This is a genomic window from Alphaproteobacteria bacterium PA2, from assembly GCA_002256425.1.
Classification (GTDB): Bacteria; Pseudomonadota; Alphaproteobacteria; order Caulobacterales; family Caulobacteraceae; genus Phenylobacterium.
On sequence record NKIZ01000001.1, the window covers coordinates 1,756,381 to 1,778,331 of the forward strand.

General features: G+C 63.3%; 21 protein-coding genes and 1 tRNA gene. 19 read left to right on the forward strand and 3 right to left on the reverse strand.

Translation table 11 applies throughout. The features are described from left to right. Positions 1-85 precede the first annotated feature (85 nt). Together CFE28_08410 and CFE28_08415 are read left to right on the forward strand one after the other, a co-directional pair. A complete protein-coding gene (locus CFE28_08410; protein OYU70013.1) occupies positions 86-2,068 on the forward strand; it encodes an acetyl/propionyl-CoA carboxylase subunit alpha in 1,983 nt (660 codons plus the stop codon). Positions 2,069-2,103: 35 nt separating this feature from the next. Continuing rightward, a complete protein-coding gene (locus CFE28_08415) occupies positions 2,104-2,493 on the forward strand; it encodes a hypothetical protein (GenBank protein OYU70014.1) in 390 nt (129 codons plus the stop codon). Here CFE28_08415 and CFE28_08420 read toward each other — a convergent pair. Next, positions 2,490-3,212: a lipoate-protein ligase B gene (locus CFE28_08420; GenBank protein ID OYU71627.1), complete on the reverse strand. Its 723-nt coding sequence runs from the start codon at positions 3,210-3,212 to the stop codon at positions 2,490-2,492. The genes CFE28_08415 and CFE28_08420 overlap by 4 nt on opposite strands. A gap of 62 nt (positions 3,213-3,274) precedes the next feature. Between CFE28_08420 and CFE28_08425 the strand changes: the two genes are divergently transcribed. From CFE28_08425 to CFE28_08450, 6 genes are all read left to right on the forward strand, one after another. After that, positions 3,275-3,547: a hypothetical protein gene (locus CFE28_08425; protein ID OYU70015.1), complete on the forward strand. Its 273-nt coding sequence runs from the start codon at positions 3,275-3,277 to the stop codon at positions 3,545-3,547. A 162-nt stretch (positions 3,548-3,709) separates the two neighbouring features. Beyond that, a tRNA-Leu gene (locus CFE28_08430) sits at positions 3,710-3,794 on the forward strand. A 68-nt stretch (positions 3,795-3,862) separates the two neighbouring features. After that, on the forward strand, positions 3,863-5,305 hold the full coding sequence (mgtE, locus tag CFE28_08435; protein ID OYU70016.1) for a magnesium transporter: 1,443 nt from the start codon (positions 3,863-3,865) through the stop codon (positions 5,303-5,305). Positions 5,306-5,373: 68 nt separating this feature from the next. After that, positions 5,374-6,450, forward strand: a complete 1,077-nt coding sequence (locus CFE28_08440) for a lysozyme (protein ID OYU70017.1) — start codon at positions 5,374-5,376, stop codon at positions 6,448-6,450. A gap of 66 nt (positions 6,451-6,516) precedes the next feature. After that, complete coding sequence (locus tag CFE28_08445; GenBank protein OYU71628.1) at positions 6,517-7,659, forward strand: acyl-CoA dehydrogenase; 1,143 nt, start codon at positions 6,517-6,519, stop codon at positions 7,657-7,659. Then, a complete protein-coding gene (locus tag CFE28_08450) occupies positions 7,656-8,060 on the forward strand; it encodes a hypothetical protein (GenBank protein OYU70018.1) in 405 nt (134 codons plus the stop codon). The genes CFE28_08445 and CFE28_08450 overlap by 4 nt, the downstream gene beginning before the upstream one ends. A 245-nt stretch (positions 8,061-8,305) precedes the next feature. Here CFE28_08450 and CFE28_08455 read toward each other — a convergent pair whose 3' ends face one another. After that, positions 8,306-9,994, reverse strand: a complete 1,689-nt coding sequence (locus CFE28_08455; GenBank protein ID OYU71629.1) for a cyclic nucleotide-binding protein — start codon at positions 9,992-9,994, stop codon at positions 8,306-8,308. Between the two features lie 113 nt (positions 9,995-10,107). Between CFE28_08455 and CFE28_08460 the strand changes: the two genes are divergently transcribed. From CFE28_08460 to CFE28_08490, 7 genes are all read left to right on the forward strand, one after another. Then, on the forward strand, positions 10,108-11,730 hold the full coding sequence (locus tag CFE28_08460) for a methylcrotonoyl-CoA carboxylase (GenBank protein OYU71630.1): 1,623 nt from the start codon (positions 10,108-10,110) through the stop codon (positions 11,728-11,730). Between the two features lie 93 nt (positions 11,731-11,823). After that, positions 11,824-12,666, forward strand: coding sequence for an enoyl-CoA hydratase (locus CFE28_08465; GenBank protein OYU70019.1), 843 nt, complete (start codon positions 11,824-11,826; stop codon positions 12,664-12,666). Between the two features lie 44 nt (positions 12,667-12,710). Next, positions 12,711-13,670 carry a hypothetical protein gene (locus CFE28_08470; GenBank protein ID OYU70020.1) on the forward strand — a complete coding sequence of 320 codons (960 nt, stop codon included), beginning with the start codon at positions 12,711-12,713 and terminating at the stop codon, positions 13,668-13,670. A gap of 1 nt (position 13,671) precedes the next feature. After that, positions 13,672-15,552 (forward strand): methylcrotonoyl-CoA carboxylase, encoded by a 1,881-nt coding sequence (locus CFE28_08475; GenBank protein OYU70021.1) that lies wholly within the window; start codon positions 13,672-13,674, stop codon positions 15,550-15,552. Continuing rightward, on the forward strand, positions 15,549-15,950 hold the full coding sequence (locus CFE28_08480; protein OYU70022.1) for a hypothetical protein: 402 nt from the start codon (positions 15,549-15,551) through the stop codon (positions 15,948-15,950). The genes CFE28_08475 and CFE28_08480 overlap by 4 nt, the downstream gene beginning before the upstream one ends. Positions 15,951-16,084: 134 nt before the next feature. Further along, a complete protein-coding gene (locus CFE28_08485) occupies positions 16,085-16,903 on the forward strand; it encodes an ATPase (protein ID OYU70023.1) in 819 nt (272 codons plus the stop codon). Next, the gene (locus CFE28_08490; GenBank protein OYU70024.1) at positions 16,900-17,337 is read left to right on the forward strand and encodes a molecular chaperone DnaJ; all 438 of its coding nucleotides are present in this window, start codon (positions 16,900-16,902) and stop codon (positions 17,335-17,337) included. Before CFE28_08485 ends, CFE28_08490 begins: the two co-directional genes overlap by 4 nt. Here the strand turns inward: CFE28_08490 and CFE28_08495 are convergent. Continuing rightward, positions 17,275-18,693 carry a peptidase M15 gene (locus tag CFE28_08495; GenBank protein OYU70025.1) on the reverse strand — a complete coding sequence of 473 codons (1,419 nt, stop codon included), beginning with the start codon at positions 18,691-18,693 and terminating at the stop codon, positions 17,275-17,277. The genes CFE28_08490 and CFE28_08495 overlap by 63 nt on opposite strands. A 299-nt stretch (positions 18,694-18,992) precedes the next feature. On the opposite strand from CFE28_08495, the gene CFE28_08500 reads away from it, so the two are divergent. From CFE28_08500 to CFE28_08515, 4 genes are all read left to right on the forward strand, one after another. Next, positions 18,993-19,427 carry a phasin family protein gene (locus CFE28_08500; GenBank protein OYU70026.1) on the forward strand — a complete coding sequence of 145 codons (435 nt, stop codon included), beginning with the start codon at positions 18,993-18,995 and terminating at the stop codon, positions 19,425-19,427. 146 nt (positions 19,428-19,573) lie between these two features. Next, complete coding sequence (locus CFE28_08505; GenBank protein OYU70027.1) at positions 19,574-20,035, forward strand: hypothetical protein; 462 nt, start codon at positions 19,574-19,576, stop codon at positions 20,033-20,035. Next, positions 20,032-20,781, forward strand: a complete 750-nt coding sequence (locus CFE28_08510; protein ID OYU70028.1) for a glycerophosphodiester phosphodiesterase — start codon at positions 20,032-20,034, stop codon at positions 20,779-20,781. The genes CFE28_08505 and CFE28_08510 overlap by 4 nt, the downstream gene beginning before the upstream one ends. Further along, positions 20,778-21,941, forward strand: a complete 1,164-nt coding sequence (locus CFE28_08515; GenBank protein ID OYU70029.1) for a GNAT family N-acetyltransferase — start codon at positions 20,778-20,780, stop codon at positions 21,939-21,941. The genes CFE28_08510 and CFE28_08515 overlap by 4 nt, the downstream gene beginning before the upstream one ends. Positions 21,942-21,951 lie beyond the last annotated feature (10 nt).

Sequence of the window (21,951 nt, forward strand, 5' to 3'; positions counted from 1 at the left end):
ACTCTAATGTCTTTGGCTGATCTACGAAAGCGCCCGTCAAAGGGTTACACCGTCGCGTCGACATAACAGTCCCAAGTCGAGGTCCATGTTTACGAAAATCCTGATCGCCAACCGCGGCGAAATCGCTGTCCGGGTCATCAAGACCTGTCGTCGGATGGGGATAGCCACTGTGGTGGTCTATTCCGAGGCTGACGCCGACTCCATGGCCGTGGAAATGGCCGACGAGACGGTCTTCATCGGGCCGGCGCCCGCTGCACAGAGCTATCTGGTGGCCGACAAGATCGTCGCGGCCTGTCGTGAGACCGGCGCACAGGCCGTGCACCCGGGCTTTGGCTTCCTTTCGGAAAACGCCGGCTTCGCCAAACGACTGGCTGAGGAGGGGATCGTCTTCATCGGCCCCAACCCCCACGCCATCGAGGCCATGGGCGACAAGATCGAAAGCAAGAAGTTCGCAGCCAGGGCCAATGTCTCTGTAGTCCCCGGCCACGTGGGCGAGATCGACGATACGGCCCATGCCATCAAGATCAGTGAAGACATCGGCTATCCGGTGATGATCAAGGCCTCAGCTGGCGGCGGGGGCAAGGGCATCCGCGTCGCATGGAACCGTCAGGACGTAGAGGAAGGCTTCCCGGCTGTCCGGGCTGAAGCCAAGGCCAGCTTCGGGGACGACCGGATCTTCATCGAAAAGTTCATTGAGAGCCCCCGCCACATCGAGATCCAGGTGCTGGGCGACAAGCACGGCAATGTGGTTCACCTGTTCGAGCGCGAATGCTCGATCCAGCGCCGAAACCAGAAGGTCATCGAAGAGGCGCCGTCGCCCCTGCTGGACGAGGCGACCCGCGCCGCCATGGGCGCCCAGGCCGTCGCCCTGGCCAAGGCGGTCAACTATGACAGCGCCGGCACCGTGGAATTCGTAGCTGGCCAGGACAAGTCCTTCTTCTTCCTGGAAATGAACACCCGCCTGCAGGTGGAGCATCCGGTCACAGAACTGATTACCGGGGTCGACCTGGTGGAACAGATGATCCGGTCAGCCTTTGGCGAGGCCATGGCGTTTTCGCAGGACGACCTGGCCATCAAGGGCTGGGCCATTGAGAGCCGGATCTACGCAGAGGATCCCTATAGGGGCTTCCTGCCGTCGATCGGCCGTCTGGTGCGCTATGCGCCTCCGGAGGAGGGGACCCTCACCGACGGCGCCATTGTCCGCAATGACGCCGGAGTGCGCGAAGGCGACGAGATCTCGATGTTCTATGACCCGATGATCTCCAAGCTTTCGACCTGGGCGCCGACCCGTATTGAGGCCATCGACGTCATGGGCTGTGCTCTCGAAGATTTCCATATCGAAGGCCTGGGCCAGAACATTCCCTTCCTGGCGGCGGTCATGGACCAGGAGCGGTTCCGCTCGGGCGCGCTTTCGACCAACTACATCAAGGATGAGTTCCCCGAGGGCTTCAACGGCGTGGCGCCGACCGACTTCCAGAGGGATCTGGTGGCCTCGGTGGCCTGCGCCATGCAGCAGATCCAGACCAAGCGGACCTCGCCAGGTCTGGCCCGTGCCGAGTGGGTTGTGATTGCCGGCTCTGAAACCCGTCACGTCAAGCTCGCCAATGGCGGCGGCGAATACCGGATGACCATGGTCGAGGATGACCGCACGGTGGTTCTGGGCGACATAGCCTGGCGTCCTGGCGATCCGACCTTCCGAGGCAGGCTGGACGGCGTGGCCTTCACCTGTGCGGTCAGGCCGGCGGCCGAGGGCTATTTCATCCGGCACAGGGCGGCCAGCCTGCGGGTTCTGGTGCTCTCGCCCCGGTCGGCGGAGTTGCATGCCAAGCTGCCGCCCAAGAAGGCCGCTGACACCTCCAAGATGATCCTGTCGCCCATGCCCGGTCTTGTGGTCAGCCTGGATGTGACAGCCGGTCAAACAGTCCGTGCTGGCGAGGCTGTCGCCGTGATCGAGGCCATGAAGATGCAGAACATCATCCGCGCCGAGCGGGACGGGGTGGTGAAGTCTGTAGGCGCCGCTGCGGGGGATTCTGTCGCAGCGGACGAGGTCTTGCTGGAACTGGTCTAGACGGCCAGTCTCACCGGGAAGTTGGAGTCGTCAGCGTGAACGGGCAGTCGGACCTGGGTAACCTGCTGTTTTCTGCGGAGGGGCGTCTTTCCCGGACGCCGTTCCTGATTGTGGCTGCGGTCCTGATCGTCACCGCCAGCGTTTACGAGTCCGTGGTGGGACCGACCCTGCACTGGCTGACCGGTTGGGTTGTCTATCCGATCCTGTTCTTCTGTGGCGCCTGCATACTTTCCAAGCGCCTGCACGATCGTGGGCGGTCTGGTTGGTTCGCGGCCCTGATTCTGGTGGCACTTGCGGCGACCTGGCCTGAGCCGGTGGGCTTTTTCGACTTTCTGTTCACCCTGGTCGTCATCTGGGGGGTGATCGAACTGGGCGTTATGAGGGGCGAGCCCGGGGTCAACCGGTTTGGCCCACCAGCCCCCTAGGCAGGGGCCTTGCCTTCGGTTGGGCCGAAGAGATCTTCAAATGCGGATTTGAGGGCGGCGTCAGCCTCATCCATCGTCACGGGCAGGCCAAGATCCACAAGACTGGTGACGCCATGCTCGGTCTGGCCGCAGGGCACGATCCCGCTGAAATGGCCAAGGTCAGGCTCAACATTCAGTGAAATCCCGTGGAAGGACACCCACTTGCGCATTTTGACCCCTATGGCGGCGATCTTGTCTTCGCGGGTCGGCGCGCCTGGGGTCCTGCGCTCAACCCATACCCCGACCCGACCCTCGCGGATCTGGCCCTCCACATTGAAACGAGCCAGGGCGGCGATCACCCAGGCCTCGAGGGATGCCACAAACTTGCGGACATCCCGCTCTCGGGCGGTCAGATCCAGCATGACATAGGCAACCCGCTGTCCGGGGCCATGATAGGTGTACTGGCCGCCTCGGCCGGACTCGAAGACAGGGAATCGGTCGGGCTCCAGCAGGTCCGCAGACCTGGCTGAAACGCCGGCCGTGTAGAGGGGAGGGTGCTCAAGCAGCCACACAAGTTCAGGCGCCTGGCCTTCCGCAATGGCCGCTGCCCGGGCCTCCATGGCCTGAACTGCATCCAGGTACCCGACAGGCCCCCGTGAGATCACCCATTCCACCGCCTGGCCATCTTTTCTCCCGAAAATCGGCGGCGTCTGGGCGGGGCTTAACGACCGGTTCAGCATGATGCCCACAATATGGCGAGGGGTGAGACAAGTCGCCATTCGCGCCTTGTTTTCGTTCGGGAATTCAAAGGTCCAGTATCTTGAGTCAAGTCAACTCCGTTAATGTCGAAATCTCGGTCGTCCTCGGGCGATCGGTTCTGCCCATGGCCCAGCTGCTGAAGATGGGCCGGGGCGCCGTGATTCCCCTCGATGCGACCGCTAACGACGAAGTCTGGATTCTGGCCAACAACTATCCCGTAGCCCGGGGCGAAATTCAGATAAATGACGAGCGGATCTCCATCGCCGTCACCGGTCCAGCCGATGTCTATGACTTTATGGCGGGCGGAAACTCGTAGAGCTCTTTCCCTTTGGATCGAAATATCTAAAGGGAGAAAAAGAGCTATAATTCAAAAACTTGGAGCGTGTTCCAAGGCGATAGCCGGTTCCCACTTATCGCCACACGCTCTAAACGCTTCACAAACCCGCCGGGCTTTGCTACGCCCCGCGGCTCACCACGCGCGGTCGTGGCGGAATTGGTAGACGCGCAGCGTTGAGGTCGCTGTGGGGCAACCCGTGGAAGTTCGAGTCTTCTCGACCGCACCAGTGAAACAGGGTCTAAGCCAAAGGCTGACGTAAAGACGAGTCGACGCATCTAGAAGGGGGAGGTCCGCATGAGCCGCGACACCGATCACCTTGAAGATGTGCGCCCCGTCGCCGATCAGGCCTTGGCCCCCCAGGTCGCCGAAGACCTGGAGGATATGGCGCTTGGCGAAGACTACGCCCTGAATCCCGACTTCGTAGCGATGGTTGTCGACGCAGCTGATCGCGGCGACGCCGAACGTCTGCGGGAACTGCTGGCGGCCCTGCACCCGGCCGACGTGGCCGACCTGATGGGCTTCCTTTCCCAGGGCGACCGTGAAGAAGTTCTGGCGCACCTCGATCCTGAAGCCCTGGCCGAAATCCTTTCGGAACTCGATACCGAGATCCGCGAGGACATCCTTGAGCAGTTGCCGTCATCTACCCTGGCCAAGGCCCTTGGTGAGATGGATTCCGATGACGCCGTGGACGTCGTCGAGGATCTCGAAGACGACAAGCGCGCCCAGGTTCTGGCGGCCATGCCTGAGGGCGACCGCACCGCCATCGAATCCTCCCTGTCCTATGAGGAAGAAACCGCTGGCCGCCTGATGCAGCGGGAAGTGGTCTGGGCGCCGCAATTCTGGACCGTGGGTCAGACGATTGATCACTTCCGGAAGGAAGCGGAGCGACTCCCGGAACTGTTTTTCGACCTCTATGTCGTTGATCCGTCCCACAATCCGGTGGGGGGCATTCCGGTCAGCCACCTGCTCAAGACGCCGCGGGATACGCCCCTGGCGCAGATCATGGATCAGATCACCGAAATCCCGGTCGACATGGACCAGGAAGAGGTGGCCTACATCTTCAACAAGTACCACCTGATCTCGGCGCCTGTTGTCGAGCCGGGCGGTCGACTTGTGGGCCAGATCACCGTCGATGACATCGTCGGGGTTATCCAGGAAGAAAGCGAAGAAGACATTCTGGCCCTGGCCGGCGTGTCCGATGCCGGACGGGACGCCGACATTGTCGGGATCGTCCGCGCCCGCCTGCCCTGGTTGCTGATCAATCTGATGACTTCGGTCGTCGCCTCGACAGTGGTTGGGGTGTTCCAGGACACCATCGCCAAGGTCATCGCCCTTGCTGTCCTGATGCCGATTGTCTCATCCCTGGGCGGAAACGCCGGCACCCAGGCCCTGACCGTGGCTGTGCGGGCCCTGGCAAGCCGGGAGCTGAACGCCGCCAACGCCTGGCGGGTGATCAACCGGGAACTCATTGTCGGCCTGCTGAATGGCCTGGCCCTGGCCCTGGTGATGGGGGCGGCGGTCTTTGTCTTCTTCCATGATCAGAAACTTGCCCTGACCATGGGTCTTGCGATCATGGCCAACCTGTTCGTAGCGGCCTTCGCCGGCATTCTGGCGCCCATCGTTCTGGAGCGTCTTGGCCGGGATCCGGCCGTCTCGTCATCCGTCGTCGTGACCTTCGCCACAGACTTCATGGGCTTCCTGGCCCTGCTCGGGATTGCGCGCCTCATCCTGTTCTGATCCGGCCCCGTTCTTGCGGACGACCCAACGGACGCCTGCGCGTCTGTGTCAAATTGGGTCAACGGGCTATGAAACCGCGATATCAGGTCTCCAAAGCCGCCATCGAGCTCATCAAGAGCTTTGAGGGCTTCCGGAATACGGCCGCCAGCCTGACCGACGGTCGCTGGACCATCGGTTATGGTCATATCCGGAGCACCCGTGAGGGGGCAGAAGTCTCTCAGCAGGATGCCGAAGCCCTGTTGATCTACGACCTGATTGATGTCGCTGACGCGGTAAACACCCTGACCTTTACGCCCCTCTCGCAGAACCAGTTCGATGCCCTCTGCGCCTTCGTCTACAATATCGGGGTAGAGGCCTTCCGGGGATCTGACGTCCTCAAGCACATCAACGAAGGCCGCATGCTTCAGGCTGCCTGCGCCATGGAGCTTTGGCGTCGCGCAGAGTTCCAGGGCAGTTCCCTGATCATTGACGCCATGGTCCGTCGTCGGGCGGCCGAAAAGACGCTGTTTCTGACTCCGGCCAGGGGTTGGGTTCCTGCGCCATCCGCCATCCTGCGCCCCATGCTGGATGTCGATACCCTTGGACAGGTTCCGAGGGAGCCTCCGACGGATGTAACTTCCCCTCTCGAAGGGGCCGATCCGACCCCGGAGCGGGTTGAGCCGCCCCTGAGTCTGGCTCGACCGGCCCCTGCGGCCGTTGGCTCCTCATCTGAGGGCCCGTCGCCATCTCCACCGTCAAACCCTTCCTGGCCCCTCCGATTTGAGACCGGCGACGCCGACCTGCGCTCTGAATCCATGCCGGCGCCAGACGTTCAGAGCGCACCTGATCCAGCGCCCGCGCCCAGGGACACATTCGGCCTTCGGCAGGACCCCTTGCCCGAACCCTCGGTCGCCGCCACCTGGAACATTGTCGACCGTCCCAAGGTCAATCTCGAACCCATCCTGACCGTTGCGGCGCCAGCCCTGGCCCTGACTATTGGCGGGATCTACTGGTCTGGCCACGGAACCCTGGGCGGAGGTTTCTTCCATCCCCTGGTTATTGGCTGGCTGGTCTGCCTGATCGGACTGGCGGGCCTCAGCTACGCCGCCTACCTGCTGCTGGTGGATCTGGGATATATCGAGCCCCTGCACGACACAGGCGACTAGCCCCGCCTCGCGCGAAGGCCCGGCTCATGGTAGATTCGATCCATGATCCCGAACCACAATCCCTCCATGGATTTCGCCCTGAGCGAGACCGCTGACGCCATTCGCGACACGACGGCGCGTTTCGCAGCTGACCGTATCGCGCCGATCGCCGCCGAGATTGACCAGTCCAATGCCTTTCCCCGGCATCTCTGGCCCGAAATGGGCGCCCTGGGGCTGCACGGCATTACGGTCGAGGAAGAGTTCGGCGGACTTGGTCTGGGCTATCTCGAACACGTGGTGGCCATGGAGGAGGTGTCTCGCGCCTCCGCTGCCGTGGGCCTCAGCTATGGCGCCCATTCAAACCTGTGCGTGAACCAGTTGCGGCGATGGGGCTCGCAGGAGCAGAAGCGCCGTTATCTTCCAGGACTGATCAGCGGAGATCACGTTGGCTCCCTGGCGATGAGTGAGGCCGGATCAGGCTCGGATGTGGTCTCCATGCGGCTCAAGGCGGAGCGCAAGGGGGACCGTTTCGTCCTCAACGGAACCAAGTTCTGGATCACCAATGCACCGCACGCCGATGTCCTGGTGGTGTACGCCAAGACGTCTCCGGAGGAGTCCAGCAAGGGCATTACCGCCTTCCTGGTGGAGAATGGCTTCAAGGGCTTCTCGGTGAGCCAGAAGCTGGACAAGATGGGCATGCGCGGATCCGATACCGCAGAGCTGGTTTTTGAAGACTGCGAAATTCCCGAAGAGAACGTCATGGGCCCGCTGAATGGCGGTGTTGGCGTTCTGATGAGCGGTCTGGACTATGAACGTGCAGTCCTGTCAGCCGGGCCGCTGGGCATCATGCAGGCCTGCCTCGATGTGGTCCTGCCCTATGTCCGGGAGCGCAAGCAGTTCGGAAAGCCCATAGGGTCGTTCCAGCTCATGCAGGGCAAGGTCGCCGACATGTATGTCGCCCTGAATTCGGCCCGGGCCTATGTCTATGCGGTAGCCAGGGCCTGCGACGCTGGAATGACCACGCGGTTCGATGCGGCGGGGGCGATCCTTATGGCGTCCGAGAATGCCGTAAAGGTCGCGGCAGAGGCCATCCAGGCCCTTGGCGGCGCCGGCTATACCAAGGACTATCCGGTGGAGCGCTTCCTGCGGGACGCCAAGCTCTATGACATCGGGGCAGGGACCAATGAGATCCGCCGGTACTTGATCGGGCGTGAGTTGATCGGCGCATGAAGGCGGCCGGGGCGATTCTGGGGATCCTGCTCCTGTCAGGATGCGCCACCCTGCCACGGGCGGCCTGCCCGGCCGGTGAGAAATCCATGCTCACCGTGCAGTTATTCTTCGGACGCAATATCGGCGGCAAGCCAGGCGTCAGCGATGCGGATTTCCGCGCCTTCAGCGACGATGAACTCACCCCCCGTTTTCCTGATGGCCTGACGGTTCTGGACGGCGGGGGGCAGTGGAAGGGCGCGGACAACACCTTGATCCGCGAGGCCTCGAAGGTCGTGATGGTGGTCGCGACACCCAGCCGGGACCTGACGCGCCGGGTTGAAGCGGCGAGGGCGGCCTATGTCACCAGGTTCCATCAGGACTCAGTCATGGTGGTGACCCAGCAGGCCTGCGTCGGGTTCTAGCCCGGGCTGGACGTGCAGATATGCGAAAGGCCGCCCCGTCGCCGGAGCGGCCTTTCCATTGTCGGACCGCTCAGCGGCCGCGCAACCTAAAAGAGCCGACGCTCACGCCTCACCAATGGAGGCCCAGGTCACGGTTTCCGCTTGCGGATGAAGACAATGAGACACTGGGTCACCTCCTTTCAGTTGTTTGAACAAGGCCTTGATATGGGCACGGATTCGCACGTCTGCAAATAGGAGATCGAGGGTCAGGTTTCCTGGTGCTGGCTGGCCCGGCGCCGCAGGTCGATCACTGGCTTGGTCAGCTTTGCGATGGCTTCCATCATGGTTTTGTAGCCCGCGCTGACGGCCGGTTCGTAGGCGGCCCAGTCGCGGATTTCGACCCCGGCCACCTCCGGGGTGATGAGCAGGTCTGTCGCCTCCCGGGAAGCGGCCAGATCGCGTCCTGAGGATACGGTGGCAGCCCGCATCAGCAGGGAGACTATGGGCGGGCCCTTGCGCCATTGACCCGACAGGATCCAGCGCCACACAGAAGCTGGCCGGGCCACGTCGTCGGCGGTGATGGACCGTCCGCGGGTGACGTCGACCCCGACAATGGGACCCAACTGCAGGGCCCTCATGATGTCGGCGGGGTAGTTCTTGAGGACAGCGCCGTCCACCAGGACATTGTTGTCCAGGGTCGCCGGCGGCAGGATGCCTGGAAGGGAGATCGTGGCGCGCAGGGCGTCCCTCAGCAGGCCGCGCTTGTGGACGTGATAGGCGCCGGTGGTCAGGTTGGAAGACACGCAGAAGAAGGGCAACCAGAGATCGGCGATATGGACCTCGCCGAAGTGTTCCTGCAGGCGGACATGAACCTTCTCGCCAAGGGTCATGGCCAGGATAGGGAAGGCGATGTCATCGAGGGGACTGGACTCGACGAAGGCCGCCTTGATCCGCTCATCCATTTCCTCCGTGTCCCAGCCCATGGCCACCCCGGCGGCGATGACGCCCCCCATGGAGGCGCCGCAGACGAAGTCCAGAGGTACGCCCTGCTCACGAAGGGCGCGGATGGCGCCGATATGAGCATAGGCCCGGGCGCCGCCGCCTGAAAGCACGAGGCCGACGGACTGCCCGGTCAGGACCCGGGCAATGCGCGCATAGTCCTCATTGCCATCCCGGCGCAGGTGGAAGAGCCGAGAAGGCATGGCGGCGTCCATCCAGGCTTCGGAGCCCTTGGGCCATTTTACCCCGCGCTTCTGGACGAGTATCAGATCCACCAGGTTCTGCGCCTGGAGGGGATCGCTGGACCGCATCAGGCCGTCCTTGGGCGGCGGAGCGTCCCCGCGTCCCACCCGGAACAGCCGGTCTACCTGGCGACCGACAACCTGCCGCCAGTTGATGTCGTCGGCTTCAGCGGCGTAGAGCACGAAATCGTAGTCGTGCTCGACATTGGAGAACCATTCGGTCGGTGCGTGCTGCGCCTCTGCTCCGATGACCGTGACCGTATAGCCCAGCTTACCGATCTCCCGGGCGATCCGGTCCACCAGAGGCCGCAGGGCGACAGGCTCGCCTATGGTCACGAAGCCAAAGACCGAAGGGACGCCCGAGGAGCTCTTGGTCGCCGCCTGCCGGCTGCGCATGATCATCAGCCGCGCCAGTTCGGTCATGACCGCAGGGCTGGCGTCACAGGCTTCGAAGAAGACGTCCCTGGGCAGGGCGAAGATCTCGGAATCCCGCAGGGCGACCACATTTCCGGTGTGGGGCACCCCCGCAATCAGGCTCATCTCGCCAGCAGGCTCCCCCGGTCGGATGACCCCGAGGAACTGCGGCTCCATGCCTTCTTCCCGGCGGAAGGCGCCAAGCCGTCCCGCTCTGAGGAAATAGAGCTGGTCAGAGGGATCGCCGCTCTTGAACAGGGTTGCGCCGCCGGGGAGGGAGAACCAGGTGGCTTCCCCCATGGCTCGTTCATCCTCAAACAGACGGGCGAGGGCCGAGTTCGTCGGGATGTCAGGCAGTGTGACCACGAAGCGGGATGCTAGCTTGCGTCGCCGCGCGGCGCTATGCCTTGCATATGCCAGTCTTGAAGTCCGCCATCGACCCCGCCAGCCCCACCTTCCAGGCCAATGACGCGCTCAATCGCGGCCTGGTCGAGACCCTGCAACAGCGTACAAGCCAGGCCGCCCTTGGCGGGCCGGAGGAAAGCCGCAAGCGACATGTGGCGCGCAGGAAGCTCCTGCCCCGTGACCGGGTCATGCGACTGCTCGACGCCGGTTCGCCCTTCCTTGAAACCGCGGCCCTGGCCGGGTTCGGACTTTACGATGACGAGGCCCCCGGGTCGGGCCTGATCACCGGGATCGGCCGGGTCAGTGGCCGCGAGGTCATGATCCTGGCCAATGATGCGACGGTGAAGGGCGGGGCCTATTTCCCCATGACCGTGAAGAAGCATCTGAGAGCGCAGGAAGTAGCCCTGCAGAACCGGCTGCCCTGCATCTATCTGGTGGATTCAGGTGGCGCCAACCTGCCCCATCAAGCCGAGGTGTTTCCGGATCGCGACCATTTTGGCCGGATTTTCTTCAACCAGGCGCAGATGAGCGCCCAGGGCATAGCCCAGATCGCCTGCGTCATGGGGTCCTGCACGGCAGGCGGCGCCTATGTCCCGGCCATGAGCGACGAGACGGTGATCGTCCGGGGTGCTGGCGAGGAAAGCCAGGGCACCATCTTCCTGGGCGGTCCGCCCTTGGTGAAGGCGGCCACCGGCGAAGTGATTTCAGCGACGGAACTGGGCGGCGCCGACACCCACGGACGCCGATCCGGTGTGGTGGACCATGTGGCCGCCGATGATGACCATGCCCTTCAGATCGTCCGTGACATTGTCGCCAACCTCAATACCCGCAAGCCCGACAGCGTGGTCCTGACCGAACCCTGCGAGCCGCTCTACGATCCTGAAGAGCTCTATGGCGTCGTGCCGGCCGATGTCAGGGCGCCCTATGACGTGCGCGAAGTCATCGCCCGGATCGTCGACGGATCGGAGTTTGATGAGTTCAAGGCGCTCTACGGGACGACCCTGGTCACAGGCTTTGCCCGGATCTGGGGTCAGCCAGTCGCGATCCTCGCCAATAATGGTGTCCTGTTTTCCGAAAGCGCACTGAAGGGCGCGCATTTCATTGAGCTGGCCTGCAAGCGGGGCATTCCCCTTGTCTTCCTGCAGAACATTTCCGGCTTCATGGTCGGCGGCAAGTATGAGGCTGGCGGCATAGCCAAGGACGGCGCCAAGCTGGTAACGGCGGTGGCCTGCGCAGAGGTTCCCAAGTTCACGGTCCTGATCGGCGGCTCCTTCGGCGCTGGAAATTACGGCATGTGCGGCCGGGCGTATTCGCCACGCTTCCTGTGGAGCTGGCCCAACAGCCGGATCAGCGTCATGGGCGGAGAGCAGGCGGCCAGTGTGCTGGCCACCATCCGGCGGGACGGGCTGGAGGCCAGGGGCGGCCAGTGGTCCCAGGCGGAAGAAGACGCCTTCAAGGCGCCTATCCGCGAGCGCTACGAGACTGAAGGCGACCCCTATTTCGCCACGGCCCGCCTCTGGGATGACGGGATCATCGATCCGGCCCAGACCCGAGATGTTCTCGGACTTTCCATCTCTGCAGCCCTGAACGCTCCCATTGGAGAGACCCGGTTTGGGATCTTCCGGATGTAGCCGACCGCGGCGGGAAATTTGCGGAAGGACAAGGGCGTGCCTATCTCACCGTGATAGGCATGATCCGAACTGTGCAACCGGAAGGACTATCCGATGACCAATCCTATCGCCGATCCCATGGTCGAGGGCGCAGACAGCAACGACATGTCTGGCCTGGTCCGCATTGATGCGACCCTGGCGGGGGCGGTCACCGTGACCCTGAACCGCCCGGAGGCGCGCAACGCCTTCAACGCCGAACTGATCGCCGCCCTGCACGAGGCCTTCACCACCCTCCAGGGCGCGGAAGGCGTGCGGGTGGTCTTTCTTAGGGGGGAGGGGGGAACCTTCAGCGCAGGGGCGGATCTGGAATGGATGCGCGAGGCCGCCCAGAGGACCGAAGCCGACAACCATGATGACGCCTTCCGCATGGCGCTCATGCTGAAGGCCCTGTGGGACATTCCGGCCCTGACCGTGGCCCTGGTCGAAGGGGGAGCCTTCGGCGGAGGCGCTGGTCTGGCCGCCGCCTGCGATATGGCCGTTTCGACATCCGCCGCAAAGTTCAGCTTCTCCGAGGTTCGCCTGGGCCTGATCGCCGCAACCATCAGCCCCTATGTGGTCGACGCCATCGGGCCCCGTGCAGCCCGGGGCCTGTTCGCAACCGGTCGGGTTTTCGATGCAGCCCATGCCGAGAAGATCGGCCTGGTGACCGAATGCGTGGCCGACGCCGCCGCCCTCAAGCAGGCGCAGTCCAGGATTTCGGAAGAGATGCAACTGGCCGCGCCAGGCGCTGTTGCGGCGTCCAAGGATCTGGTTCGCGATGTGGCCCACAGGGTTGTGGATCGCGGCTTGATGGAAGACACCGCCCGACGCATTGCCAGAACCCGGGTGAGCGAGGAAGGACAGGAGGGCGTCCTGGCCTTTCTGGAAAAGCGAAAGCCCGGCTGGGCGCAGTCCTGAAGCGGAATTTGCCTCAAGATGAATGGGGCTGACGCCGATTTAGGGTGAATTTCCCGCTTGGCCCCGGCTATGCTTGGGACCTGTCGGGCAAATGGGGCGCCAAGGTGGAGTCTGGGATTCAGGAACTTGCGACCGCGGACCTCGTGGCCGGAGAACTCGGGCGGGCGTCACGGCACAGCGCGCCCCTGGGAACGCCCTGCGCCAACTGTCAGACACCCGTGCAGGGGCCCTGGTGTCACGCCTGCGGCCAGAAGGCCGAGACCTATCATCGATCCATACTGCATCTGATCGGCGAAGCCTTCGAGGGGCTGACGCATGTGGATGGCAGGGTCTGGACCACCCTTCGACGACTGGCCACCAAACCAGCCCAACTCACCAGGGATTATCTGGACGGCAAGCGTGCTTCCCAGATCCCGCCTTTCAGACTCTACCTCGTCGTGCTTCTCGTCCTGTTCATGTCCGGATCAGTGAGCGCCTGGCTGAACCCCATGGAAGGTTCCAAGTTCATCGGCGTCCCGAAACCAGGCGAGGTTCACTTTGAAACCAAGCTCGATGATGGCAAGGCTGGCGCGGCCGTAACTGAGTGGCTTGAGCACCGGGTCATGGCGGCGGCCAGGGATCCGGAAAAACTGGTCAGCGCCATGGAGCACTGGAGCCACCAGTTCGCCATCCTGTTTGTGCTGGTCGCGGCGCCGCTTCTGACCCTGGCCTTCGTATTCCAGCGCCAGTTCTATGTTTTCGACCATCTGATCTTTTCCATGCACTCCCTGTCCTTTCAGGGCTTTCTCATGTCTGTCGTGATCCTGGCTGGAGCCTGGTTCAGCGGATCTGCATGGTTGCTGCTTCTTGCCCCGGTTCACCTGTTCGCTCACATGCGCGGGGTCTATCAGACCAGCATTTTCGGGACCCTGGCGCGCATGGCTTTTCTGTTTGTGGGTTCCTGCTTCGGGTTCGCCATCATGATGGCGGCCCTGGTGCTCGTCGGCCTGGCCCAGTTGCACTGAGATGTTCAGCTCCATCCTCGTCGCCAATCGTGGTGAGATCGCTCGCCGCATCTTCCGCACAGCCCGCCGGATGGGGATTGCGACTTTAGCGGTCTATTCCGACGCGGATGCCGATAGCGCCCACGTCCGCGACGCAGATCATGGGGTCAGGATCGGACCGGCGCCTGCCCGGGAAAGCTATCTCTTGCCAGAGGCGGTTCTTGCCGCCGCCAGGGAAGCCGGGGCTGAAGCCATTCATCCCGGCTATGGTTTTCTGTCAGAGAACGCAGACTTTGCCGAGGCCGTGATGGCCGCAGGCCTGATCTGGATTGGCCCGCCTCCGGCCGCCATCCGGGCCATGGGCCTGAAGGACGCCGCCAAGGCCCTGATGATCCAGGCAGGCGTTCCGGTGACGCCTGGCTATCTCGGCGAAGACCAGGATGCCGGTCGCCTGCAGGCCGAGGCTGACCAGATCGGCTATCCGGTCCTCATCAAGGCGGTCGCCGGGGGCGGCGGCAAGGGCATGAGGCGGGTTGAAGATTCAGCAGGCTTCGGGGCTGCCCTGGCGTCTTGCCGTCGTGAGGCCGCCGCAGCCTTTGGCGATGAACGGGTCCTGATCGAGAAATATGTCTCCCGGCCCAGGCACATCGAAGTCCAGGTTTTCGGCGATCAGTCCGGTCAGGTCGTCCATCTGTTCGAGCGGGATTGCTCACTGCAGAGGCGCCACCAGAAGGTCATCGAAGAGGCTCCCGCGCCTGGCATGACCGCAGCGGCCCGTGAGGCCATTACGTCAGCCGCCGTGAAGGCGGCCAAGGCGGTCGGCTATGTCGGCGCAGGGACGATTGAGTTCATCGCCGACGCCAGCGAGGGCCTGAGACCGGACCGCATCTGGTTCATGGAGATGAATACCCGGCTGCAGGTCGAGCATCCGGTCACAGAAGCCGTCACAGGCGTTGACCTTGTGGAGTGGCAGATCCGCGTGGCGGCGGGGGAGGGGCTGCCCCTGTCCCAGGAACAGATCCGCCTTTCCGGGCATGCCATCGAGGCCCGGCTCTACGCGGAGAATCCGGCCAGCGGATTCCTGCCGTCCATCGGATCCCTCGATCACTTCCGCCTGCCCGAAGGCGTTCGGGTCGACAGCGCCGTGGAAGAGGGTGACGAGGTCACTCCTCATTATGACCCGATGATCGCCAAGCTGATTGCCCATGCGTCCACCCGGGAGGGCGCCTCTGATCAACTGGCGGAGGCCTGTGCTTCGGTCGAGGTCTGGCCCTTGAAGACCAATGCCGGCTTCCTTGCCCGCTGCCTTGACCACGCGGATTTCATCTCGGGCGATGTGGACACCGGGTTCATCGAGCAGCGGCTGGAGGCCCTGGCGCAAAGGCCCGATCCCTCCGAGGCTCTCTTGACGGTCGCTGCTGCTGCGCTGATTGCCGCTGGCGATGACGAGGCAGCTAGCCCCTGGACAGACCTGACCGGGTTCCGCCTGAATGCACCGCCTGCGCCGGATCTGCGTGTCTACCTGGATGGCGTGGCCTTGGAGGCTCCCGTCGCCGATGAGGACTTCGAGGCTGACATACTGATGCATGATGACGCCGTGATCCTGTTCGAAGGCGGCGAGACCTATGTGATTGAAGGCCGTCCCCCCGTGAAGGACCTTGCTGCCCTGGCGGCGGGAGACGGAGACATCCGGTCACCCATGCCCGGCAAGGTGGTCTCTGTTGGCGTAGCCCTTGGTGACAGCGTCACCAGGGGACAGGTCCTGCTGGTGCTGGAAGCCATGAAAATGGAGCACGCCATGACGGCGCCGTTCGACGGCGTGGTTGAGGTCCTGTCTGTTTCGACTGGCGATCAGGTCAGTGAAGGCGTCGCCCTGGCGCGACTGAAGAGTCTGGCGCCGTGACCCTCCACATGATCCGCCTCTGCGTTGGCTGTGACACCATTGATGAGCTGGTGGACTGGCATTCCGCCCGGCCTGGACCTTGGCTTCTGCATACCCGCATGACGCCCAAGCGGGCGGACGAATTGCTGGAGGGCGGATCACTGTACCGGATCTTCAAGGGCATGATCCTTTGTCGACAGCAGATTCTGGAAATCCGGAAGGTGGGCGAGGGCGCAGCTGCAAGGTGCGAGATGGCGCTCAGCCCGGACATCATCAAGGTCGCGCCGACCCCACGACGGGCCTTCCAGGGTTGGCGATACCTGGATCCGAAGGATGCGCCGCCCGATCTGCCATCAGGGGGCGATGCGGAAATTCCTGACGATCTGGCCCGGCAGCTCCGCGAGGTCGGCGCCTGGTAACCGGCTGATTGCCGCAGGATCCTGCTTCGTCCACAGGCTGATGGCCGGTCTGCGTTGACGATCTGCCGGACCTGGGCACAGGTTAGTTTCAGTTCGCCGGGTATGATCCAGGTGTCGAGTGGAGCGTTTCGTTCATGGCCCAACCCAAGGTCATCGTCATCGGCAATGAAAAAGGCGGAGCCGGCAAGTCGACCCTGGCCATTCACCTGGTGACTGGGCTGCTCCACGGTGGCGCGACGGTCTCGATCATCGATCTGGATATTCGCCAGCAGTCCCTGGGTCACTTTTTCTCCAACCGCAGGGCCTGGCTTGCGGCCAATGGCCAGACGGCGCCAATGCCGACGGAGCATGCGCTGGAGGCCGGGCTGGCTTCCCAGCCGGAGGACGTGGTCCTGGCCAGGTTCCAGGCCGCCCTCGACGAAGCTGCAGGCTCTGACTTCATCCTGATCGACACCCCCGGCGCCGACACAGCCCTGAGCCGCGCTGCGCACGGACGGGCCGACCTGATCGTGACGCCGATGAATGACAGTTTTGTCGACTTTGACACCCTCGGGGTCGTGGATCCCGTAACCCTGGAATTGAAACGCCCCAGCCTCTACTCCGAGACCGTCTGGAACAGTCGCAAGCAAAGGGCCATGGACTCCGGCCAGTCCATTGATTGGGTGGTTCTACGCAATCGCCTGGCCCCCACAGAGGCCCGCAACCGTCGACGGGTCGATGATCGGGTCCAGGCCCTGTCGCGGCGGGTGGGTTTCCGCATCGGGCCGGGACTTCGCGATCGCGTCATCTACCGGGAACTCTTCCCATTCGGCCTGACGGTGGCTGACCTGTCGCCCTCCATCAAGCCAGTCGCCATGAGCCTGCAGCATGTGGCCGCCCGGCAGGAGCTTCGGGCCTTGATGGCCTCGCTCAACCTGCCCCTGGACGGGGCCGTTCAGGCGGCCGGAGATTGATCTATTTTCTGGCAGGGGGCGTCGTCCTGGTTCTCCTGGCGTGGATGCGCCAGTCGGGCCCAAGACTGAGGCGACGGGAGTGGCGGCTGGTGGCCGGCGCAATTTCCCTGGCCGCCTTCGCCAGCAGCGCTTTCGTAGCCATTCGGGGCGGCTGGTCTCCGGCGGTGATCCTGTTCCTGCTCGGAATGTGGCTGGCGTCTGTCACCCGGGTGTCCCCCGGTGAGCCTAAACCCCAACCCGAACCGACCATGGCTGATCACCACGCCCGACAACTGCTCGGCGTGGGTCCGAACGCGGATCGAAAGGAAATCCTTGAAGCCTATGCCCGGCTGATCAAGCTGGCCCACCCGGACAAGGGCGGCACGGATGGTCTAGCGGCGCAGATCAATGCGGCCCGGGACCGATTGCTCGGCAAGTCGGGACGAGTCAGCTGACAGTCGACGTATGGTGGGCGTAGTCGCCAGGGAGGCGGTTTGACCGTCGGCTGGATCAACCACCAGGCACGCCTGGCGCTTTTCCTTGAGCGTGCGGCAGGCAGCGCGGGCTGCAGCCTCGTCGAAGCCCTTGAACTGCGCCTTCCAGAGCTTTCGTCCGGCCTCTGAGACAACCGGCGCCGCCGATCTGGTCAGGGACGCGAAGCGCCGGCCAATGGTCTGGACCTGGGTCTCGGCAAGGCTCTTTGAGTTGAAGGCGCCGACCTGGATCGCCCAGCGGCCGCGTTCCGCCGGTCTTGCATCGGTCCGGGTGGACACATGCAGCGTCGTCGTCTTCGGGTCTACAAACTGGAACTTCTCGAGGTTTGTCGGCGCCGGCGCCGAGGTGAAGTAGACCTTTTCCGCTGTCGCATCCGGATTGGAAGCCGGAGCGGGCCTGGCGTAGACGGGCGGCGGGGGCGGTTCGAACAGGTTCTGGGCCACCATGATCTTCTCGCCGCGCTCGCGACGCCCCATGACCTCGAACCCGGTCAGCATGAGGCGCTCAGCGGTCTTGTCCCGCAGGGCGTTGGACGGACCGCCCAGGACTACGGTCACGATCCGTCGGTTATCCCGAACGGCCGAGACCGCAAGATTATAGCCCGAGGCGTTTGTGAACCCGGTCTTCAGGCCGTCTACCCCCTGCATACGGCCCAGCAGGCCATTGTGATTGTTCATCACGGTTCCGCGGAAGGTGAACTGCTGCTGGGTGAAGAGGCGATAATACTGGGGATAGTCGCGCATGACGGCGCGGGACAGGATGGCGATGTCCCGGGCCGTCGAGACCTGTCTGCTGTCAGGCAGGCCCGATGCATTGACGAAGCGGGTATTGGTCATGCCCAGATCCTGCGCCCTCAGGGTCATCATGGCGGCGAACCGGCTCTCCGATCCTCCCAGGGTCTCGGCCAGGGCGACTGCAATGTCATTGGCCGACTTGATGGCCAGGGCCTGCATGGCTTCCGACACGGTGAGGGTGTCACCGACCGGCAGACCCAGCTTTGTCGGCCCCTGGGCAGCAGCACGCGGCGAGATCGTCACAATGTCGTCGGGCTTTAGCCGCCCTGTCGAAAGGGCGTCAAAGGTCAGATAGAGGGTCATGACCTTGGTGATGGAAGCCGGATATCGCAGGCTGTCCGCCCGCTTGGCATAGAGGACCTCGCCTGTGGCGGCGTCTACAACAATGGCGGCGTACTGTGGACGTATGGTCGGCGTCTGCAGGAAGGCGCTCTGCGCCACGGCCTGCGGCGCAAGCAGCGACAGGGAAATGGCGATGCCAGATCCGATTGCAGCCAAAAGGCGGCGGGCGGGCTCGATCATGAGGTTCGTCCGTCGAAAAATACGCCGTCGGCAGGGAGGCCGACAATCAAGCCCATAGCATGACAGGCATTGCCTTGCGCGAGGGTAAACAAAGTTTGACCACGGGTCATTCGGTAGATTTTTGATTTAGCGCAATTTTGCGGCGCCACGGTTCTTAGCCAATTCATGTTGCGGTGCACAAATTCGCCTTGACTGCTGCAGTGCAGCATGAGATTTGTGTTTCGCTTTCAAGGCGAGATTCCGCCTCCCGACTGTTTCGCGGCGCACACGCCGCTTTGGTCCAAATCCGGAGAACTTCCATGGCTGCCGCCCAATCCGCCAAGTCTACCGTTGAGCAGATCACCAACGCCGGCAATTCCGCTTTCAAGGACGCCGTCGACAAGTCCCTTACCGCGCTGAACGACGTCAACGCGCACTCCAAGAAGAACCTCGAAGCCGTCATCGCTTCGGTTACGGCCGCCGCAAAGGGCGCTGAAGCCCTGACCACCGAGACCCTGGCCTATTCCAAGACCGCCATGGAAAACCAGGTCGCAGCCGCCAAGTCCCTGTCCAGCGTCAAGAGCGTGCAGGAACTGTTCGAACTGCAGTCCGGCTTCGCCAAGACAGCCATGGAGTCCTACATGACCCAGATGGGCAAGGTTTCCGAGATCATGACGGCCTCCATGAAGGATGCTGTGAAGCCGATCAACGAGCGGGTCACCGCCACGGTCGAAGCCTTCCAGGCCGCCCGCTAAAACAAGCATCCATCCCCTTCCGGGGGCCATGAGTTCGAGGCCCGAAGCCGCAAGGTTTCGGGCCTTTTTCATTTCCCGGCGGAGTCTGGGGAAATGACGTCGCGGGTCGCTTTCCCTTCAGGACAAATCGGGTCTAGAACGGGCCCATGTCGAACATTCAAGAACGCCTCACCGCCGCCGGGATCGTCCTGCCTCAGCCCGTCGCGCCCGTCGCAAACTACGTTCCCTTCGTGCGGACCGGGAACCTGGTTCATATATCAGGGCAGGTGTCGGTTGACGCCTCGGGCGGGGTGAAGGGCACAGTCGGCGTCGATGTCGACATGGAAACAGCCCGGGCGGCCGCACGGATGTGCGGCATCAACCTCCTCGCCCAGATGCGCGCGGCCTGCGATGGCGACCTGGAGCGGGTGGTCCGCGTGGTCAAGCTGGGCGGATTTGTTCAGGCCGGACCCGACTTCTTTGATATCCCTCAGGTCGTCAATGGCGCGTCTGATGTCATGGTCCTGGCCTTCGGCGACGCCGGAAAGCATGCGCGGTCGGCGGTTGGCGTCTATCGCCTGCCCCTGAATTTCGCGGTGGAAGTCGACGCCGTGGTGGAGGTTTCGTGAAGACGCAGTTCGGTCAGGCCTGGGATCTCCTGTTTCATCCCCCTGTCGCCCATCGGGGCCTCTGGAACCATGAAGGCGCCCCTGAGAATTCCCTGGCGGCCTTCCAGCAGGCCTGCGAGGCCGGCTACGGCATCGAGCTGGATGTACACCTCTCCGCCGATGGCGAGGCGGTCGTGCACCACGACTACAGCGTCAAGCGGATGACCGGCCTTGAGGGGCGCATTCGAGACTATACCGCAGATGACCTCGGCAAGATGAAACTCAAGGGCACGGACGAGGGCATTCCGACCTTGCTGGAGACCCTGGCCCTGATCGGCCACCGGGCCATGGTGCATGTCGAACTCAAGACACCCTTCGGCCAGGTCGGTCCGCTGGAGCAGCGGGTTCATGAGATCCTGATTGATCACAATGGTCCGGTCTGTGTCATCGGGTTCAACCCCTATAGCCACGCCTGGTTCGCCGAGCGGTTTCCCGGCGTTCTGAGGGGGCTGGACAGCTGGGCGTGGTCGGATGAGCAACCCCACCTTTCCAAGGAGCAGCGTCAGTCCTTTGCGCGGCTGGAGCAGGTGGCGATCGCCAAACCCCACTTCCTGGCCATGAGCCTTGATACGGTGAGCGACCCGAAGGTCGCGGCCTATCGTGAAGAGGGCATGCCCGTCGTCGCCTGGACCGTGCGCGATCCCGCCGCCTGGGAAACCGTGAAGCCCTATTGCGACAACCTGATCTTCGAGGGTTTCAGGGCGTGACGCTGAAGCCGGCGGTCAAGGTCAGCCGTCGGGTCGCCGAGATCGGCCGTGAGGCCTGGGACGCCTGCGCGCTCAATCCGGCCTATTGCGCCAATCCCTTTGTGATGTTCGATTTCCTGGACGCGGTTGAAGTGTCGGAGTGCGCCGTCGAACGCCAGGGCTGGGGTCCCCAGCATCTCTCCGTCGAGGATGAGGACGGCCGGGTGGCGGCGGTCATGCCCCTGTATGTGAAGTCCCACAGCCAGGGCGAATACATCTTCGACCACGCCTGGGCCGACGCCTATGAGCGGGCAGGGGGCAGTTATTACCCCAAGCTGCTTTGCGCCGCGCCATTTACGCCGGCGACCGGTCCGCGCCTGCTGGTGAGGCCCGGTGTTGATCGGGAGGAGGCCTGGCAGTACCTGCTGGGCGGTGCGACCGCGCTTTGCGACAGGTATGGCGCGTCTTCGCTGCACATCAATTTTCCAACGGACACGGAATGGACCTGGCTGGGCGAGCAGGGCCTGGCCATGCGCGAAGGCCAGCAATACCACTGGAACAACCAGGGCTATGCCGACTTTGACGCCTTCCTCGACCAGCTTTCATCGGGGCGACGAAAGACCATAAGGCGGGAGCGTCGGGACGCCCTGGCGGAGGTCGAGGTGGTCGCCCTCACGGGGACGGACCTTAAGGAAGAGCACTGGGACGCCTTCTACGCCTTCTACATGGACACCGGCTCGCGCAAGTGGGGACGGCCCTATCTCAACCGAGCCTTCTTTTCGCACTTGAGCCAGAGGATGGCGGACCGCGTCCTGCTACTCATGGCCCGGAGGCAGGGCAGGTGGGTGGCTGGCGCCCTGAACCTGATCGGTGACGACTGCCTCTATGGACGCAACTGGGGCTGTCTGGAGGACATTCCCTTCCTGCATTTCGAGCTTTGCTATTACCAGGCCATCGAATGGGCCATAGGCCGCGGGCTCGCCCGGGTTGAAGCCGGCGCCCAGGGACAGCACAAGATCGCCCGGGGTTACCTGCCAGCTGCCGTTCGCTCGGCGCATTATATCGCAGACCCCTTGCTGAGGGGCCCCGTAGAGGACTTCGTGCGGCGGGAGCGTGCTGCGGTGGAAGGCGAGATGGAATGGCTTTCCGAGGAATACTCACCCTTCAAGAAGGGCGACTAACCCATGGCAC

Bases quoted from the DNA above. Each gene is read 5' to 3' on its own strand.
- CFE28_08410 (OYU70013.1), top strand. From the start codon at position 86: ATGTTTACGAAAATCCTGATCGCCAACCGCGGCGAAATCGCTGTCCGG.
- CFE28_08420 (OYU71627.1), bottom strand. From the start codon at position 3,212: ATGCTGAACCGGTCGTTAAGCCCCGCCCAGACGCCGCCGATTTTCGGG.
- mgtE (OYU70016.1), top strand. From the start codon at position 3,863: ATGAGCCGCGACACCGATCACCTTGAAGATGTGCGCCCCGTCGCCGAT.
- CFE28_08440 (OYU70017.1), top strand. From the start codon at position 5,374: ATGAAACCGCGATATCAGGTCTCCAAAGCCGCCATCGAGCTCATCAAG.
- CFE28_08445 (OYU71628.1), top strand. From the start codon at position 6,517: ATGGATTTCGCCCTGAGCGAGACCGCTGACGCCATTCGCGACACGACG.
- CFE28_08450 (OYU70018.1), top strand. From the start codon at position 7,656: ATGAAGGCGGCCGGGGCGATTCTGGGGATCCTGCTCCTGTCAGGATGC.
- CFE28_08455 (OYU71629.1), bottom strand. From the start codon at position 9,994: ATGGGGGAAGCCACCTGGTTCTCCCTCCCCGGCGGCGCAACCCTGTTC.
- CFE28_08460 (OYU71630.1), top strand. From the start codon at position 10,108: ATGCCAGTCTTGAAGTCCGCCATCGACCCCGCCAGCCCCACCTTCCAG.
- CFE28_08465 (OYU70019.1), top strand. From the start codon at position 11,824: ATGACCAATCCTATCGCCGATCCCATGGTCGAGGGCGCAGACAGCAAC.
- CFE28_08475 (OYU70021.1), top strand. From the start codon at position 13,672: ATGTTCAGCTCCATCCTCGTCGCCAATCGTGGTGAGATCGCTCGCCGC.
- CFE28_08485 (OYU70023.1), top strand. From the start codon at position 16,085: ATGGCCCAACCCAAGGTCATCGTCATCGGCAATGAAAAAGGCGGAGCC.
- CFE28_08495 (OYU70025.1), bottom strand. From the start codon at position 18,693: ATGATCGAGCCCGCCCGCCGCCTTTTGGCTGCAATCGGATCTGGCATC.
- CFE28_08500 (OYU70026.1), top strand. From the start codon at position 18,993: ATGGCTGCCGCCCAATCCGCCAAGTCTACCGTTGAGCAGATCACCAAC.
- CFE28_08505 (OYU70027.1), top strand. From the start codon at position 19,574: ATGTCGAACATTCAAGAACGCCTCACCGCCGCCGGGATCGTCCTGCCT.